Genomic DNA, 15083 nt, shown 5'->3' with positions numbered 1-15083 from the left:
AGAAAAAAGTAGTTTAGAACTACTTTTTCTTTTTGTGACGGTTAGCTCTCGCTCTTTTTTTACGTTTGTGCGTCGCTACCTTATGTCTTTTTCTTTTTTTACCACTTGGCATACTTTGTAGTTTTTGTGATTAATAAATGGTTTATACTGTTACTTCAGTGTTTGTTTTTACCGCTTCTACAAATACTTTCGCAGGTTTAAAAGCTGGAATATTATGAGCAGGAATTTTAATAGTTGTATTTTTAGAAATGTTTCTACCAGTTTTTTCAGCTCTAGTTTTGATGATGAAGCTACCAAAACCTCTTAAATATACGTTGTCACCACTTTCTAATGAAGTTTTTACCTCTTCCATTAATGCTTCAACTGTTGCTTGAACATCTCCTTTTTCAAGACCTAACTTTTCTGAAATCTTTGCTACGATATCTGCTTTCGTCATTTTCTTTCGTTTTTATTATAATTACTTAATTTTTTTGAGAGTGCAAATATACGAATTAAAAAAACAAATAATCAACCTAAATCATTAAAATTTAATTACATAAAGATTTACTTTTGCATTTCAATGTTACTAAATGAATTTTTACGACCTAATAACCCGTTGGTATTTAATCAATAAACGCGATTTACCCTGGCGAAATACCAACAATCCGTATGCGATTTGGCTTTCTGAAATTATGCTACAACAGACACGTGTAGCACAAGGATTGCCCTATTTTGAGCGATTTATAGCTGCTTTTCCGACTGTTTTTGATTTGGCTAAAGCCGATGAAGAACAGGTTTTGAAATTGTGGCAAGGTTTGGGTTATTACTCTCGGGCACGCAACATGCACAAAACGGCGCAAATTGTTGCGAATGACTACAACGGAATTTTCCCATCAACTTATACTGAACTGTTAAAGCTAAAAGGAATCGGTGAATATACCGCTGCTGCAATTGCTTCGTTTTCGTTTAATGAAAATGTGGCTGTGGTTGATGGAAATGTGTTTCGTGTGCTTTCGCGCCACCTCAACATCACTACCGATATTTCATCGGCTACAGCCAAAAAAGAATTCGCAGCTATCGCGCATGAATTGATGGAAAACAGAGATTCGGCATTGTTTAATCAGGCAATAATGGAATTTGGAGCCTTGCAATGCGTACCGAAAAATCCGAATTGTAACGAATGCGTTTTGAACAACAGTTGCGCTGCTTTGCAACACAAAAAAGTAGATCAGTTGCCTGTAAAAAGCAAAAAAACAAAAGTTAGAAACCGCTACTTTAATTATTTAGTTTTTGAAGATCCGCAATCGAACACGCTTTTGAGAAAACGCACCGAAAAAGGAATTTGGCACAATTTGTACGAGTTTCCGGTGATTGAAACCGATAGTGAACTACCTACAGAAACCATTATCAAACAAATCAAAGAGACGTATTCTGACTACGGAATTGAATCGATAGCACCTTTTGACGAAACCATCCAACACAAATTATCGCATCAACTTTTAAGTATTCGGTTTTTTGCAATAAATGTCAACAAAAACCTGCCCAATTCACTGCCAATCAATACCATAAATCAAAATCCGTTTCCGATAGTTTTAATCAAGTTCATTGAAAAGTATTTGAATTAAAAAAATTTCATTAACTTTGAATAAATTAAATACTAAACGCCATGAACGGAACATTGAATAAAGTTATGCTAATTGGTCACTTAGGTGACGATATCAAGATGCATTATTTTGAAGGTGGAAATTGCATAGGAAGATTTCCTTTGGCTACCAACGAAGTATACATCAACAAACAAACCAACGAAAAAATTACTTCTACAGAATGGCATAACTTGGTGGTACGCAATAAAGCTGCCGAAATTTGCGAAAAATACCTTACCAAAGGTGATAAAATTTATGTAGAAGGCCGAATAAAATCACGTCAGTGGCAAGCAGAAGACGGTACCACTAAATACACTACCGAAATTCAAGTTACTGAATTCACTTTTTTGAATGTGAAAAAAGATACGGAAAGCAACAAACATTTGCCTACTTCGGAACCTAAAGGCAACTTTGATTCCAATTTAGACAGCAACGACTTGCCGTACTAACAGGTTTAATTAATTTTTTTGAATTTGGACCCAGAGCCCAGTTTAGCCTTATCATCAGCAGTTGATTCCTCCTTTGTATTGGGATTATTTGTTCTCGTTTTCTTGCTGGTATGTTCTGCTTTGCTATCTGCTTCTGAAGCGGTGCTTTTTTCTCTTTCTCAGAAAGAACAGAACGATTTAGCCCAGAATAAACCGTTGACGTCGAGCCTGATTTCCAAATTACTACTGCATCCTAAACGACTCCATTCTACCATCACTATTGCTAATTATTTTGCCACTATGGGCGCCATTATTAGCTTTTTGTGGTTGTGTAGTGGTTGTCAGTTTGTTTATGTTTCAAAGGAAATTTCAACTCTTCTCCAACTGTTGATGATTTCGTTTGTTTTGTTGCTTTTGGGAGAAATCCTACCTAAAGTGTACTACAGCAACCACAAAATAAAATTGGTGCAATTGGTGGTGTATCCCTTAATAATCATCGAAAAATTAGTTTGGCCGATTACTTTTCCGTTATTGAAAATTTCGTCGTTTTTGCAGGAAAAACTAGGAACCAAACGCAGTAATTTATCGGTCGATCAACTTTCTCAAGCTTTAGAATTGACTTCAACCGACGACACATCACAAGAAGAACAAAAAATTTTGGAAGGCATTGTAAACTTTGGAAACACCGACACCAAACAAGTAATGAGTCCGCGTATCGATTTATTTGCCTTAGACATCAACGAAACTTTTGCTGAAATTTACCCTAAAATTGTTGAGAAAGGGTATTCTCGAATTCCGGTGTACCGAGACAATATTGATCGTATAGAAGGCGTTTTGTTTGTGAAAGATTTGATTCCGCACATCAATAAAAAAGAATTTGATTGGAAAAAATTGCTTCGTGAACCGTTCTTTGTACCCGAAAACAAAAAGCTTGACGATTTATTAAAAGATTTTCAATCGATGAAAAGTCATTTGGCTATTGTAGTGGATGAATACGGTGGAACATCAGGAATTGTATCGTTGGAAGATGTAATCGAAGAAATTGTGGGTGATATCAGTGACGAATTTGACGATGACGACAGTAATTATTCGAAAATTGATGATAAAAACTATATTTTTGAAGGCAGAATCAATCTGAAGGATTTTTTTCGTGTTATCGATGCCGATGAATCGCTGTTTGAAGAACAAAAAGGAGAAGCCGAAACCTTAGCGGGTTTTATATTGGAACTGCTTGGAAATTTTCCGAAACGCAAACAAAAAATACCCTTCGAAATTTATTTGTTCACCATAGAATCAGTCGACAATAAACGAATCAAACAAATTAAAGTTACTATAAATGAATAAACCATTTGCGCTTAAAACACTATTTGTACTGTTAGTTTTTACCGTATTATTTACCAGTTGTAAAGACGATGTATTACCTAAACCGTCGAGTCAGTTGCGCTTGGAATATCCAATAGCTGAATATACAAAATACCAAAATCATTGTCCGTTTACCTTTGACATGAATGCAGATGCAGTAATTAAAGATGATGGAAATTGTGGTTTTAGCATTACCTATCCGAAAATGAAAGCTACCTTGTACTTGACCTACAAACCCGTTAGCGGAAACTTAAATAATTTGTTGCGCGATGCTCAGAAATTAACTTACGAACACGTGATTAAAGCTGATGATATTTTGGAACAGCCGTTTATTAATCCGAATAAAAAAGTATACGGAATGTTTTATCAAGTGGGCGGAAATGCAGCAACCAACAGTCAGTTTTATGTAACCGATAGTGTGAAACATTTCATTACAGGTTCGGTTTATTTTTATGCAAAACCCAATTTTGATTCGATTATGCCAGCGGCGAGTTACATTAAAAACGACATGCAAACGTTGATGGAGTCGTTGGAGTGGAAGTAAAATTCATCTGAAAAACAAGGACACCGTAGTGTCAACAAAATTTCTTTTAATAAAAAAAGCCGTTTCAAATTATTGAAACGGCTTTTATATATTTGAATTAATAATTATACTTTGTTTCCTACTTTAACATCAGAAGCTTTATATGATTTCCCATCGGCTGTTGATTCAATGGTTTTTACTAAATCGTCTGTAGTCAATACGTCCAAATCGAAATTAATGGTTGCTTCTTTTTTATCAAAATCAACCGATGCTTTTTGTACGCCTTTCATATCGGCAAGATTTTCCTCGATGGCTTTGGCACAACCAACGGCACACGTCATTCCTTCAATGTGGATTTTTGCAGTTTCAGGCTTGGTTGCCACTGCAATTTCTTTTTTATTTTCAGCTGTTGTATTTTCTGCTGGTTTGCTAGCTGCGTCTTTACAACTTGTAAAAACAACTGACGCAAATGCTATACTTAAAATTGAATGTGAAAGTTTCATATGCTTAATTTTTAAATCCATTTAGGTATCGAAAATACGAATTTCGTATTAATACAATGCAAAAATACTACTTTTATTAATCTACAATTCATAAAATTATGTCAAATTTGTAGCACTAAAAAATTGCCATGCAAACAAACACTTTAAAATGGATATTGTTGACCATTTTGGCCTTAATTTGGGGAAGTTCGTTCATCTTAATCAAAAAAGGATTGGTCGGATTATCGCCATTACAATTGGGTTCGCTTCGAATTATATTTTCAGCCTTGTTCCTTTTGATTATTGGTTTCAAAAGCATTACACAAATCCAATCGCATCAATGGAAATACATTGCGTTGACTTCGTTATTTGGCACTTTTATTCCGGCTTTTTTGTTTGCCATTGCACAAACTCAAATTAGTAGTTCGGTGAGTTCGATACTCAATTCGCTTACTCCTTTAAATACCTTAATTATTGGTGCTATTGCCTTCGGATTGACGTTCAAACGCGCGCAAGTTTTGGGAGTGATAATTGGCTTAATCGGAACATTATTACTGATTATCAATGGAGCAATGCATCATCCGAATCAGAATTATTGGTACACTATTTTGGTGTTGATCGCTTCTATTTGTTATGCTACGAATGTCAATTTGCTTAAAAAATACTTATCCGATGTAAAACCTTTGAGTATTACAACAGGAAACTTTTTGGTGATGGTTGTTCCTGCTTTGATTGTATTGTTTTCGACTGATTTCTTAGTGGTTGTAAAAGACGTTGAAGTACAACATTCGATGATTTACATCATGATTTTAGGAATTGTTGGAACCGGAATTGCCAATATTATTTTCTTTCGATTGATTCAAATGTCGTCTCCGGTTTTTGCTACTTCGGTTACGTATTTGATTCCGGTTGTGGCCTTCTTTTGGGGATTGTTGGATCATGAAACCCTAACGCCGATTCAGTGTATAGGAGCGTTCATTATTTTGATTGGTGTGTATTTGTCGAGTAAGAAATGATTGATGTGAGACAGTAAGACTTTGAGACTGTAGGACTTTAAGACTATAGGACTTTAAGACTGTAGACTTTAAGACTATAGGACAGTAGGACTGTATGATCTTTTTCTGTGGTGTTTGTTGACAATAAACAATCTTACAATCTTACAGTCTTACAATCTTACAGTCTTATAATCAAAAAAAAAGACCGCTATTGCTAACGGTCTTTTTTATGTATTGAAAAATCAATTATTGAAAATCGGCATCTGAAACGCCTTCGTTGATTTTGATGTCTGACATTTTGATGTCCAATTCAAATCCAACGTTCATCACAATATTAAATGGCATTTTTACTCCTTTTACATCTCTGTAATCATTGATGTAGGTCATCGTTGTTACTTTTTTACCACCTTGATCTTGAGTTTCAGATTCAGCAATTTTTAAACCTGTTTTTACATCGTAATACATACTTGAATCGCCATTTTTAACTACATAAGCGTCGTTTCCGTTTACAGGCTCAATTCCTGTTAATTCAACACCTGGTTTTGAAGCCAAAGTCAATTCAGAAAACATCGCTGCTGATTCTCTCATTTTCGTTAAATCATCACCTTCAATTGCTTTTTTCTGACCTTGTTGCGACATATAAGCGCCTTTTTCGTTCAATACTTGTTTGAACAAACTCATTCCGCTCATTGATAACTCAGTCATCATTTTTCCTTTTACATCATTTTTACCAACATACGATAAAGGAGTTGGTGCTTGTGGAATAGTTGTACTTCCTGTAGAAAAAGTGGTTTTTACAGCGCCAACAGCTTTGGCTCCACCAATAGCATTGATGTAGTTGTCCATAACTGTTTTTACAGTAACGCCAGCAGGAACTGGTTTTTTCATTGCAGGTTTTTCAACCGGATTACCAAATTTATCAAAGAAGAACATTGGAATTTTTAGTTTTTCCAAAGCTGGAATTACTTCAGAACCTTTACCAGTAATGATGATTCTCATGTTGTCTTCTAAAACATACTTATTCATTACACGAGTTACATCGTCAACGGTTACTGCTTGGATGTTTTTGATGTAATTTTCGTAGAAATCAGCTGGTAAACCTTCTGTTTCGATGTTCAATGCATAACGAGCCACTGTTTGTGGTTTTTCTACTTGCATTACAAAACGACCGATGTAACCTGCTTTTACATTATTTAATGTTTCATCCGTTACTTTTTCAGTTCTGATTCTTTTGATTTCTTTTAAGAATTCAACTACTGCACTGTCAGTAACCGCATTACGCACTTGTGAATTGGCTTTGAATTTGCTTGCGCCGTATTTGCTGCTTCCTATAGAAGAACGCGCACCGTAAGTCCAACCGTGAGCTTCACGTAAGTTCATGTTTAAGTAACTATTGAAATCGCCACCTAAAACTTGGTTAGCTACAATTACTGGGAAATAATCTGGATCAGACAATTTAAGGTTCAATGTATTTACCAAAGCAATTTCGGATTGAACCGCGTTGGGCATGTCAACAAAATTGATTTGAGTGTATTGTACGTTTTTAGGATCAGAATAAGTTAATTGAGGCGCTTTTGCTTTTACCCAAGAACCAAATAATTTCTCAACTGATTTTTTAACGTCTTTGAATTTTACATCACCAATAACAACTAAGTAGGCGTTTTCAGGTACAAAATACGAAGCATAATTAGCTTTAACATCCGCTAATGATACATTATTAATAGTTTCTTCTGATAAATATTCACCACCTGGATGATTTTTACCAAAAACCAATACATTTTCTACTCTTCCAGCAACCGCCGGAACACTTTTCTCTTGTGTTTTTAAACCTTCTATAAGTTTTTCTTTTTCTTTATCGAATTCTTCTTGAGTGAAGTTTGGATTCAACGCACCTTCAGCCATTAATTCTAAAATACGTTTTGAGTATTTTGACAATCCGCTGGCAAAAGCACCTGATGAGTAGAATTCAATGTTAGCTCCTAAAAAGTCGATTTCGTCATTGAAAACATCTTTAGAAATTTTCATCGAACCGTTTCCGATTAAGCTGCTGGTTAAATCGTCAACTCCTTTTTTATTTCCTTCAGCGTAAGGCGCATTGTCAATTGACAAATTATAGGAAACTCTTGGCAATTTGTGATCTTCAACCACCAATACTTTCAATCCGTTTGGCAATACAAACGATACTGGTTTTTTAATATTGATTTTCGGAGCTGGTCCGGGTTTCGGTTGTGTTCTGTCTTGTGCTTGCATAGTAATAGTTAAGAACAAGCTTGTTACTAATATAAGTATTTTTTTCATGATGTCTTATTGTTTATTTGCTTCAGCTTTATCTTTGGCAGGAACGTAATCTAAAATTAATCGCTGGTTTGGGTTCAAGTATTTTTTAGCGATGTCTCTAATTTCCTCTCTAGTAATCGAGCGGTACATTTCTATTTCGGTGTTGATTAGGTTTACATCACCGTAAAGCATATAAAAAGAAGCCAAGTTTTCAGCTACACCTTCAACACTTGAGTTGCTGTTTACGTAGTTATTATCAAACTTATTTTTTAATTTTTGTAAATCATTCTCAGAAATCAAATCGTTTTGAAGTTTTACGATTTCCTCATCAATTTCTCTGATTAAGTCAGCCGATGTATTATCACCTTGTGGCATTCCGTACAAAATGTACAAACCATAATCTTCTTGCGAATAATTGAAAGCGCCAATCTGTAAAGCCATTTTCTTATCGTCAACGATTTTTTTGTACAATTTTGAACTTTTACCGTCACTTAAGTAAGAAGAAATCATGTCCAATACACGAGCATCACGAGTTTTCATAGATGGCGTTCTGTACGAAGCAACTACCATTTCTTTTTGGATGTTTGGATCTTCGTATTTAGCTTTTAACGGCTGCGTAATTGGATCTTCAACAAATTTTTCTCTTTTAATATCTACTCCTCTTGGAATTGGAGCAAAGTATTTTTCAATCCACGCTTTAGTTTGAGCAATATCTAATTGACCTGCAACGACTAAAACAGCATTGTTTGGAGAATAGAATTTTTTATTAAAAGCTTGGAATTCTTCTAAAGTTGCCGCATCCAAGTGTGCCATTGAACCGATAGTTGCCCAACGGTAAGGATGTTTGACAAACATATTGCGTTTCACCTCAGCGATTAAGTTTCCGTATGGTTGGTTGTCAACACGAAGACGTTTTTCTTCTTTTACTACCTCATTTTGAGTATCCACACCAATCTGGTTGATTACTGGGTGCATCAAACGTTCTGATTCCATCCACAATCCTAATTCAAGGCTGTTTGATGGAAATACTTCAAAGTAATACGTTCTATCGTCTGAAGTGTTGGCATTATTGGTTCCTCCGTTTGAAGTTACAATTTTAAACCACTCACCTCTTTTGATGTTTTGAGTTCCTTCGAATAATAAGTGTTCAAAAAAGTGAGCAAAACCAGTACGTTCTGGGTTTTCATCTTTAGAACCTACGTGGTACATTACCGACGTAATTACAACTGGAGCTGACGGATCATTGTGTAAGATAACGTGCATTCCATTGGCTAAATCGTATTCCTCAAAAGCCACTTTTTGAGCTTGCGCTGTTCCTCCAATCATAAGCAAAGAACTTAAAGCAATTAATGATTTTTTCATAAAAAATGTATATTTTTTGTTGACTGCACTATTGGTTGTGCAATTGAAGTTTTTGTTACACCAAAAGTAAGTTTTTTTAAAGAATAATTTGCCATTTAACAAAATATTGAGGAGTGTTGGATAACTAATTGATTTTAAAGAATAAACTTTTTTAATATTGGGGTTGTACGTGTAATAAAAAGTTATATATTTGCACACTCAAAAAATTAATTAAACAATTTGTTATGTACGCAATCGTAGAGATAGCAGGGCAACAATTCAAAGTAAGCAAAGACTTAAAGGTTTATGTTCACCGTTTAGCTAATGAAGAAGGTTCAAAAGTTTCTTTTGACAAAGTTCTTTTATTAGATGACAACGGAAGCGTAACTTTAGGCGCCCCAGCTATAGAAGGTGCTTCTGTAGAAGCCAAAGTGTTACAACACTTAAAAGGTGATAAAGTAATCGTTTTCAAAAAGAAAAGAAGAAAAGGATACAAAAAAAGAAATGGTCACCGTCAGTATTTAACTCAAATCCTTATTGAAGGAATTGTAGCAACAGGCGCTAAAAAAGCAGCTCCAAAAGCAGAAAAAGCAGAAGCTCCAAAGGCAGAAGCTAAAGCGGCTCCAAAAGCTGAGAAATTAGTAGAAACTGTTGAAGAGAAAGCTCCAAAAGCTCCAAAGGCTAAAAAAGGAGGAGATGATTTAGTAATTATTGAAGGAATTGGCCCTAAAGCTGCTGAAGCATTAGTAGCTGCTGGAATCGATACTTTCGCTAAATTAGCTGCTGCAAGTGCTGAAGAAGTAAAAGCAATTTTAGATGCATCTACTTCTAAAGTTCAACATTTAGATCCAACTACTTGGGCTCAACAAGCGCAATTAGCTGCTGATGGAAAAATGGACGAATTGAAAAAATTACAAGACGAATTAAACGGCGGAAAAGCAGTTTAATTTTAGTATTAACTTATAAAACCAAAACATCATGGCTCACAAGAAAGGTGTCGGTAGTTCGAAGAATGGTAGAGAATCACACTCAAAACGTTTAGGCGTTAAGATTTATGGTGGTCAAGCTGCTATTGCTGGAAACATAATCGTTAGACAAAGAGGTTCAAAACACAATCCAGGTGACAACGTTTATATGGGTAATGATCACACATTACACGCTAAAGTTGATGGAGTTGTGGTATTCCAGAAAAAAAGAGACAACAAGTCTTATGTTTCTGTAGTTCCTTTTGAAGCATAATCAAATTTTATTTTGAAATAGATACCCGTTCAGTAATGAGCGGGTTTTTTTGTTCCTAACAGGTTTTGAAAACCTGCAAGGTTTCGGCCACACTACATGAATTGTTTTTTTGCCACTGATTCACTGATTTTATTATTCTAAAACTGATGTCCATACAATACACTTGTCATTGCTTCGCCAGTTCGAGCAAAGCTTTCGTGTCCGAACGAAGAACGAGGAGGAATCTCATCAACTTAACACAACTGTTGTTAAAGTCAAATTCTCTTTTCTTTCAAATCTGAATTTTTGAAGCTAATCCAGCTATTCGTTCCAATCTTTTATTCCGTAAACTCCATAAAAGGATTTCCACTGCTATCTGGGCTAGGGCAGTTGTATTTATAGGAACTTTATTGGAGAAGTTGAACATAATTTTTCTTCGCAAACTTGTCATTCTGACGAAGGAAGAATCTCATAATCTTTGCTTTTGAAAAAAGGGTGTTTTCACTCTATTTTTTGTAGTTCAAATAGTTTATATTTCGAGCATTTTAAAATATAAAATTATGATTTTATATAATTTCCCTCAGTATATTAGAATTTTTATTGGTTATCAATTTGAATCAAATTTTTACAAAAAAACTGATTTTGTTAATAAGATAAAAGAGTGTAGTCATGTTGCCAAAGAAAATCTTAAAACCAATAAAGAAACAAAAAACATCATGTTAAATCTTGAATCTCAGGATTTTCACCTTAAAATTGGAGAGATAATAAATCATTCTATTCATTCTCAAATTCAACATTCTGACATATGCATTTTTGAAGTTAGTGACAACAATCCAAATGTTATGTACGAGGCTGGTTATGCGATTGGATTAGGAAAAATAATTATCTACGTGTCAAGTATTGATTCATTGAAAAATATTGCCTCTGACCTTTCTGGAATTGGAATTGCAACGTACAATTCTATTGAGAACTTAAATGACAATTTAATTATTGAAATTGAGAAAGCGATAATTCAAAGAATAAAATCTAAATCAATAGTAGATTCATTTTGGGAATTTAGTCAGCAACCAACTACTGCTTTCCTAGGAAAGGATAATTCTTATTTTACAATTGGAGATTTAAAAGCATTAGAACTTATAAGAGCTAAAATCAAATATCATCAAAATATTGAAATCGGAATCGAACAAAAATTTGAATCTAAATTAAATGATAATTTAATAATTATTGGAGGACCAAAAAGTAATAAATACCTAGAAAAAGTTTATAATCTTTCTAACCAAAAAACGTATAGAATTGGACGTTTTGAAAATAACAAAAGAATGAATGAATGGTATATTGAAAAAAACAATAATATCATTTTAGAAACGGATTTTATTTTGAGCAACTCTCAAGATATTCCTGAAAAAGATTATGCTATTGTACACTTGGGAAGAAATCCATACCATAAAAAAAAGAAATGGTTTTGCTTTTCAGGTTTAACTAGAATTGCAACCTTAGAATCAATAAATTGTTTTTTAGACGAGAAGAAATTGTCAGATATTCTCGAACAGATTAGTTATGATCCCAACTCGGACTACACTTTAATAATGGAATTTGGTGTTTTCAATGATTATCCTATCGGTTACAAACTGCTTGAATATGAGAAAATTAATTAGTTCTTATTAATTGTTCTGGGAAGGTGCAATCACAACAATAGTTCTATAAAAAGGGTGTTTTTCCCCTTGTTTGATTTTGGCGAATGGATTAGGTTTGTTTAGTACTATTAAGTGGTTCCCAAAAATAAAAAACTATACATTTGCACAAATTATTAATAATTATGGACAAATCTTTAAATATTTCAGCTATTGATCTTTTTTGTGGAATTGGTGGATTATCTTTTGGACTTAAAAAAGCAGGAATAAAAATAAAAGCAGGAATTGATCAAGATAAAACTTGTGAGTATGCATATTCTAAAAATAATAAAGCTGATTTTATTAGCGATGATATAACTAATATTAAAGGAAGTCAATTACTTGAAAAATATTGGTCAAAAGATCAAATTAAAATCTTAGTTGGATGCGCGCCTTGTCAGCCTTTTTCAACACACTCAAATAAAATAAAAGGGAAAGAAGAAACTGTAAAATGGAATCTCCTTGATCAATTTTTAAGACTAATAAAAGAAACAGATCCTCAAATAGTTTCTATGGAAAACGTGCCAAATCTATCTAACAAAAATATTTTTCATAATTTCAAATCAACTCTAGAAGAGCTTGGCTATAGTGTTTCTTATCAAAATGTTTATTGTCCTGATTATGGAATTCCTCAAAAACGAAGAAGACTTGTTTTATTAGCTTCAAAATTTGGAGAAATTTCTTTGATAGCAAAAACCAAAACTCCAAAAAAATACAAAACAACAAAATCCGCCATTGGACATTTAGAAGTTTTAAAAGAAGGAGAAAGATCAAAATCAGATGCTTTACATTTCACACTACAACTTTCAGATATAAACCTTCAGAGAATTAAAGCTTCAAAACCAAATGGCACTTGGCATGATTGGGATGAAAGTCTAAGGTTGGATTGTCACAAAAAATCAACAGGTGATAGCTACACGGCGGTATATGGTAGAATGAGTTGGCACGAACCTTCACCAACAATCACTACTCAGTTTTATAATTTTGGAACAGGAAGGTTTGGACACCCTGAACAGAATAGGGCTTTAACTATTCGTGAAGCCGCTCTTCTTCAAACATTTCCAAAAAACTATAAATTTTATAAAAACGAACAAGACATTGCTTTAACCAAAATAGGCGTTCATATTGGAAATGCGGTTCCTGTAGATTTAGGCTATGTTATTGGGAAAAGTATTTTAAAACATTTAAAAAAAATTGGTTATGAGTAATTTTACATTCAACATTTCATTAAGCGTTCTAAATCATTTAGGGAGAAATTTATATAGAAACTTTATAACTGTTTTGGGAGAAGCTATTTCTAATTCATGGGACGCTGATGCAAAGAATGTATGGATTCATATAGATAAATTAAATAATTCCCTAATTATAAAAGATGATGGAATCGGTATGACTTCAGACGATTTTCAAACAAAATTTTTGAAAATTGGATATTCAAAACGAAAAGAAGGAGTTACTACAACGAGCAAAAACAGACCTTTTATTGGAAGGAAAGGAATTGGGAAACTTGCACTTCTTTCTTGCGCCAAACGCATTCACATCATTACCAAAACTAGAGATTCTGAATTTGTTGGAGGCATCATAGACAATAGTGCATTGGACAATGCGATTAATGACGATTTAACTCCACAACAATATCCTCTTGAAAATGTTAAATTAGATATTTTTAACTTACTTAAAAAAGATTTAGAAAGCGGAACAATAATTTATTTCGAAGATATTAATGATGGAATAAGAAACAGAATTGAATACATTAGAAAACTTATTGCACTTTTTTTTAGATTTTCTCTAATTGATAATTCTTTCAGTATTCATTTAAATGATGATACAATAACATTAAATGAGCTAAATGAATTATCTCTGAGTACTCAATTTGTATGGCAAATTAATAACTTAGATGATCCTTATCTAAAAGATAAAATTTCAGCTACTAATGAACATATCAAACAATACAAAAAAATTTCTTCAGCAATTCCAATATCTGGTTTTATTGCATCTGTGGAAAAACCTTCTCATTTAAAAATTAAACAAACTTCAGAAACCGTTACAGTAGATTTATATGTAAACGGCAGACTTCGAGAAAAAGATTTACTAAAACACATTCCGTCAACTCGAATTTTTGAGAGTTATCTTTATGGACAAATTCATTACAATAATTTAGATAGTGAAAAAGACAGGTTTACAAGTAGCCGTGAAGGAGTAATTTCTGACGATCCTCTTTTTCAAACATTTCTTGAAGAATTAAAAGATAATATATTAAAACAAATAATGGATGATTGGGATAAATGGCGTATTGAAATTAATCAAGATGGAGATTCTGAAAACACTACTCGACTAACAAAAAAAGAACGTAAATCAAAAGAACTTTTTAATACCGTTATTGATGAGTTTGTTCCCCCAAAAGAGTCTAAAAACAGGGACGCAGTTGATGAATGGGCAAAGGCATTAAGTGATGACGCACAATTTAATCTTTCAGCGTATGCTGAATGTTTCGTTTCTGAAAATTTATTACGAAAATTTATTAAGCATAAGAGTATTGCATTATCTCCTGAAGCATCAACAAGTTTAGTTGGTTATAAAAAGAAAGAGCAGGATGCAAAAAATGCTGCTAATATCAGCTATGAGATAAGACAAAATGCCGACGATTTACTTTATTTTTCAATGGATGATTTAACCAATTTGGTTGACAAACCCATAAATCCCACAAAAGAAGCTGCTTTGGCCAGAGATGCTAAAACTTACAAGCCGATTAGAGATGCCATGGCACACACTTCAATACTCACGTCTACAGCTAAGCAAAGTCTTAATGTAACTTATGAAAATATAAAAGCGAGAATTAAAAAATTAATAGAATAAAGATTCTCTAAACCACATGACGAGGATTTATAATTTGTTATTTGTACCTGACTAAATGAGATTCCTCGTTCCTCGGAATGACAAAATCATAAATTAGCTTTCTTACCACCACAAAAGCCCTAGCCCAGATGGGAATGAAAACCCCGCAACGGAATGCGTTCTTTTTTGTTGCTGTTGCCTAGCGACCAACGGAAGCTTAGGCAAGAGTATACAAAAACAGCGCATTACGTGAGGAGTTGTAATGGACAGCTGGAAGTGCTTCTAAAAAACCCCTGCTTAGATTGATGAGATCCTTCCTTTCCCGAAAAGTCG

General features: G+C 33.8%; 14 protein-coding genes. 10 read left to right on the top strand and 4 right to left on the bottom strand.

Annotated elements, in window-relative coordinates; genetic code table 11:
* Window positions 1-142 precede the first annotated feature (142 nt).
* Window positions 143-436 (bottom strand): HU family DNA-binding protein, encoded by a 294-nt coding sequence (locus VK161_RS03005; protein WP_324213274.1) that lies wholly within the window; start codon window positions 434-436, stop codon window positions 143-145.
* A 133-nt stretch (window positions 437-569) separates the two neighbouring features.
* Here VK161_RS03005 and mutY point away from each other — a divergent pair, with 133 nt between their 5' ends.
* The 4 genes from mutY to gldD are packed head-to-tail and all read left to right on the top strand — an operon-like array spanning window position 570 to window position 3956.
* Window positions 570-1604 carry an A/G-specific adenine glycosylase gene (gene mutY / locus VK161_RS03000; protein WP_324213273.1) on the top strand — a complete coding sequence of 345 codons (1035 nt, stop codon included), beginning with the start codon at window positions 570-572 and terminating at the stop codon, window positions 1602-1604.
* 41 nt (window positions 1605-1645) lie between these two features.
* On the top strand, window positions 1646-2071 hold the full coding sequence (locus tag VK161_RS02995; protein ID WP_324213272.1) for a single-stranded DNA-binding protein: 426 nt from the start codon (window positions 1646-1648) through the stop codon (window positions 2069-2071).
* A 24-nt stretch (window positions 2072-2095) separates the two neighbouring features.
* On the top strand, window positions 2096-3394 hold the full coding sequence (gldE, locus tag VK161_RS02990; RefSeq protein ID WP_324213271.1) for a gliding motility-associated protein GldE: 1299 nt from the start codon (window positions 2096-2098) through the stop codon (window positions 3392-3394).
* A complete protein-coding gene (gene gldD, locus VK161_RS02985) occupies window positions 3387-3956 on the top strand; it encodes a gliding motility lipoprotein GldD (protein WP_324213270.1) in 570 nt (189 codons plus the stop codon). The genes gldE and gldD overlap by 8 nt, the downstream gene beginning before the upstream one ends.
* Window positions 3957-4060: 104 nt before the next feature.
* Here the strand turns inward: gldD and VK161_RS02980 are convergent, their stop codons facing one another.
* Window positions 4061-4438, bottom strand: coding sequence for a heavy metal-associated domain-containing protein (locus VK161_RS02980; RefSeq protein ID WP_324213269.1), 378 nt, complete (start codon window positions 4436-4438; stop codon window positions 4061-4063).
* A gap of 128 nt (window positions 4439-4566) precedes the next feature.
* On the opposite strand from VK161_RS02980, the gene VK161_RS02975 reads away from it, so the two are divergent.
* On the top strand, window positions 4567-5433 hold the full coding sequence (locus VK161_RS02975) for a DMT family transporter (RefSeq protein WP_324213268.1): 867 nt from the start codon (window positions 4567-4569) through the stop codon (window positions 5431-5433).
* 225 nt (window positions 5434-5658) lie between these two features.
* On the opposite strand, the gene VK161_RS02970 is transcribed toward VK161_RS02975, so the two are convergent.
* A complete protein-coding gene (locus VK161_RS02970; protein WP_324213267.1) occupies window positions 5659-7710 on the bottom strand; it encodes an insulinase family protein in 2052 nt (683 codons plus the stop codon).
* Window positions 7711-7716: 6 nt separating this feature from the next.
* Window positions 7717-9051, bottom strand: coding sequence for a pitrilysin family protein (locus VK161_RS02965; protein WP_324213266.1), 1335 nt, complete (start codon window positions 9049-9051; stop codon window positions 7717-7719).
* Window positions 9052-9275: 224 nt separating this feature from the next.
* On the opposite strand from VK161_RS02965, the gene rplU reads away from it, so the two are divergent.
* From rplU to VK161_RS02940, 5 genes are all read left to right on the top strand, one after another.
* A complete protein-coding gene (gene rplU / locus VK161_RS02960; RefSeq protein ID WP_324213265.1) occupies window positions 9276-9977 on the top strand; it encodes a 50S ribosomal protein L21 in 702 nt (233 codons plus the stop codon).
* A 31-nt stretch (window positions 9978-10008) separates the two neighbouring features.
* Entirely contained in the window at window positions 10009-10269 is a 261-nt protein-coding gene (gene rpmA / locus VK161_RS02955) for a 50S ribosomal protein L27 (RefSeq protein WP_324213264.1), read from the top strand.
* A 539-nt stretch (window positions 10270-10808) separates the two neighbouring features.
* Window positions 10809-11903 carry a hypothetical protein gene (locus VK161_RS02950; protein WP_324213263.1) on the top strand — a complete coding sequence of 365 codons (1095 nt, stop codon included), beginning with the start codon at window positions 10809-10811 and terminating at the stop codon, window positions 11901-11903.
* 161 nt (window positions 11904-12064) lie between these two features.
* Window positions 12065-13126 (top strand): DNA cytosine methyltransferase, encoded by a 1062-nt coding sequence (locus VK161_RS02945; RefSeq protein WP_324213262.1) that lies wholly within the window; start codon window positions 12065-12067, stop codon window positions 13124-13126.
* Window positions 13119-14771 carry an ATP-binding protein gene (locus VK161_RS02940; protein ID WP_324213261.1) on the top strand — a complete coding sequence of 551 codons (1653 nt, stop codon included), beginning with the start codon at window positions 13119-13121 and terminating at the stop codon, window positions 14769-14771. The genes VK161_RS02945 and VK161_RS02940 overlap by 8 nt, the downstream gene beginning before the upstream one ends.
* Window positions 14772-15083 lie beyond the last annotated feature (312 nt).

Origin of the sequence: Flavobacterium sp., assembly GCF_035299245.1 — a bacterium.
Classification (GTDB): Bacteria; Bacteroidota; Bacteroidia; order Flavobacteriales; family Flavobacteriaceae; genus Flavobacterium.
This window is presented reverse-complemented; position numbering and strand designations above follow the sequence as displayed.

Excerpts from the sequence above, each read along its gene's own strand:
- VK161_RS03005 (WP_324213274.1), bottom strand. The coding sequence starts at position 436 with ATGACGAAAGCAGATATCGTAGCAAAGATTTCAGAAAAGTTAGGTCTT.
- mutY (WP_324213273.1), top strand. The coding sequence starts at position 570 with ATGAATTTTTACGACCTAATAACCCGTTGGTATTTAATCAATAAACGC.
- VK161_RS02995 (WP_324213272.1), top strand. The coding sequence starts at position 1,646 with ATGAACGGAACATTGAATAAAGTTATGCTAATTGGTCACTTAGGTGAC.
- gldD (WP_324213270.1), top strand. The coding sequence starts at position 3,387 with ATGAATAAACCATTTGCGCTTAAAACACTATTTGTACTGTTAGTTTTT.
- VK161_RS02980 (WP_324213269.1), bottom strand. The coding sequence starts at position 4,438 with ATGAAACTTTCACATTCAATTTTAAGTATAGCATTTGCGTCAGTTGTT.
- VK161_RS02975 (WP_324213268.1), top strand. The coding sequence starts at position 4,567 with ATGCAAACAAACACTTTAAAATGGATATTGTTGACCATTTTGGCCTTA.
- VK161_RS02970 (WP_324213267.1), bottom strand. The coding sequence starts at position 7,710 with ATGAAAAAAATACTTATATTAGTAACAAGCTTGTTCTTAACTATTACT.
- VK161_RS02965 (WP_324213266.1), bottom strand. The coding sequence starts at position 9,051 with ATGAAAAAATCATTAATTGCTTTAAGTTCTTTGCTTATGATTGGAGGA.
- rplU (WP_324213265.1), top strand. The coding sequence starts at position 9,276 with ATGTACGCAATCGTAGAGATAGCAGGGCAACAATTCAAAGTAAGCAAA.
- rpmA (WP_324213264.1), top strand. The coding sequence starts at position 10,009 with ATGGCTCACAAGAAAGGTGTCGGTAGTTCGAAGAATGGTAGAGAATCA.
- VK161_RS02950 (WP_324213263.1), top strand. The coding sequence starts at position 10,809 with ATGATTTTATATAATTTCCCTCAGTATATTAGAATTTTTATTGGTTAT.
- VK161_RS02945 (WP_324213262.1), top strand. The coding sequence starts at position 12,065 with ATGGACAAATCTTTAAATATTTCAGCTATTGATCTTTTTTGTGGAATT.
- VK161_RS02940 (WP_324213261.1), top strand. The coding sequence starts at position 13,119 with ATGAGTAATTTTACATTCAACATTTCATTAAGCGTTCTAAATCATTTA.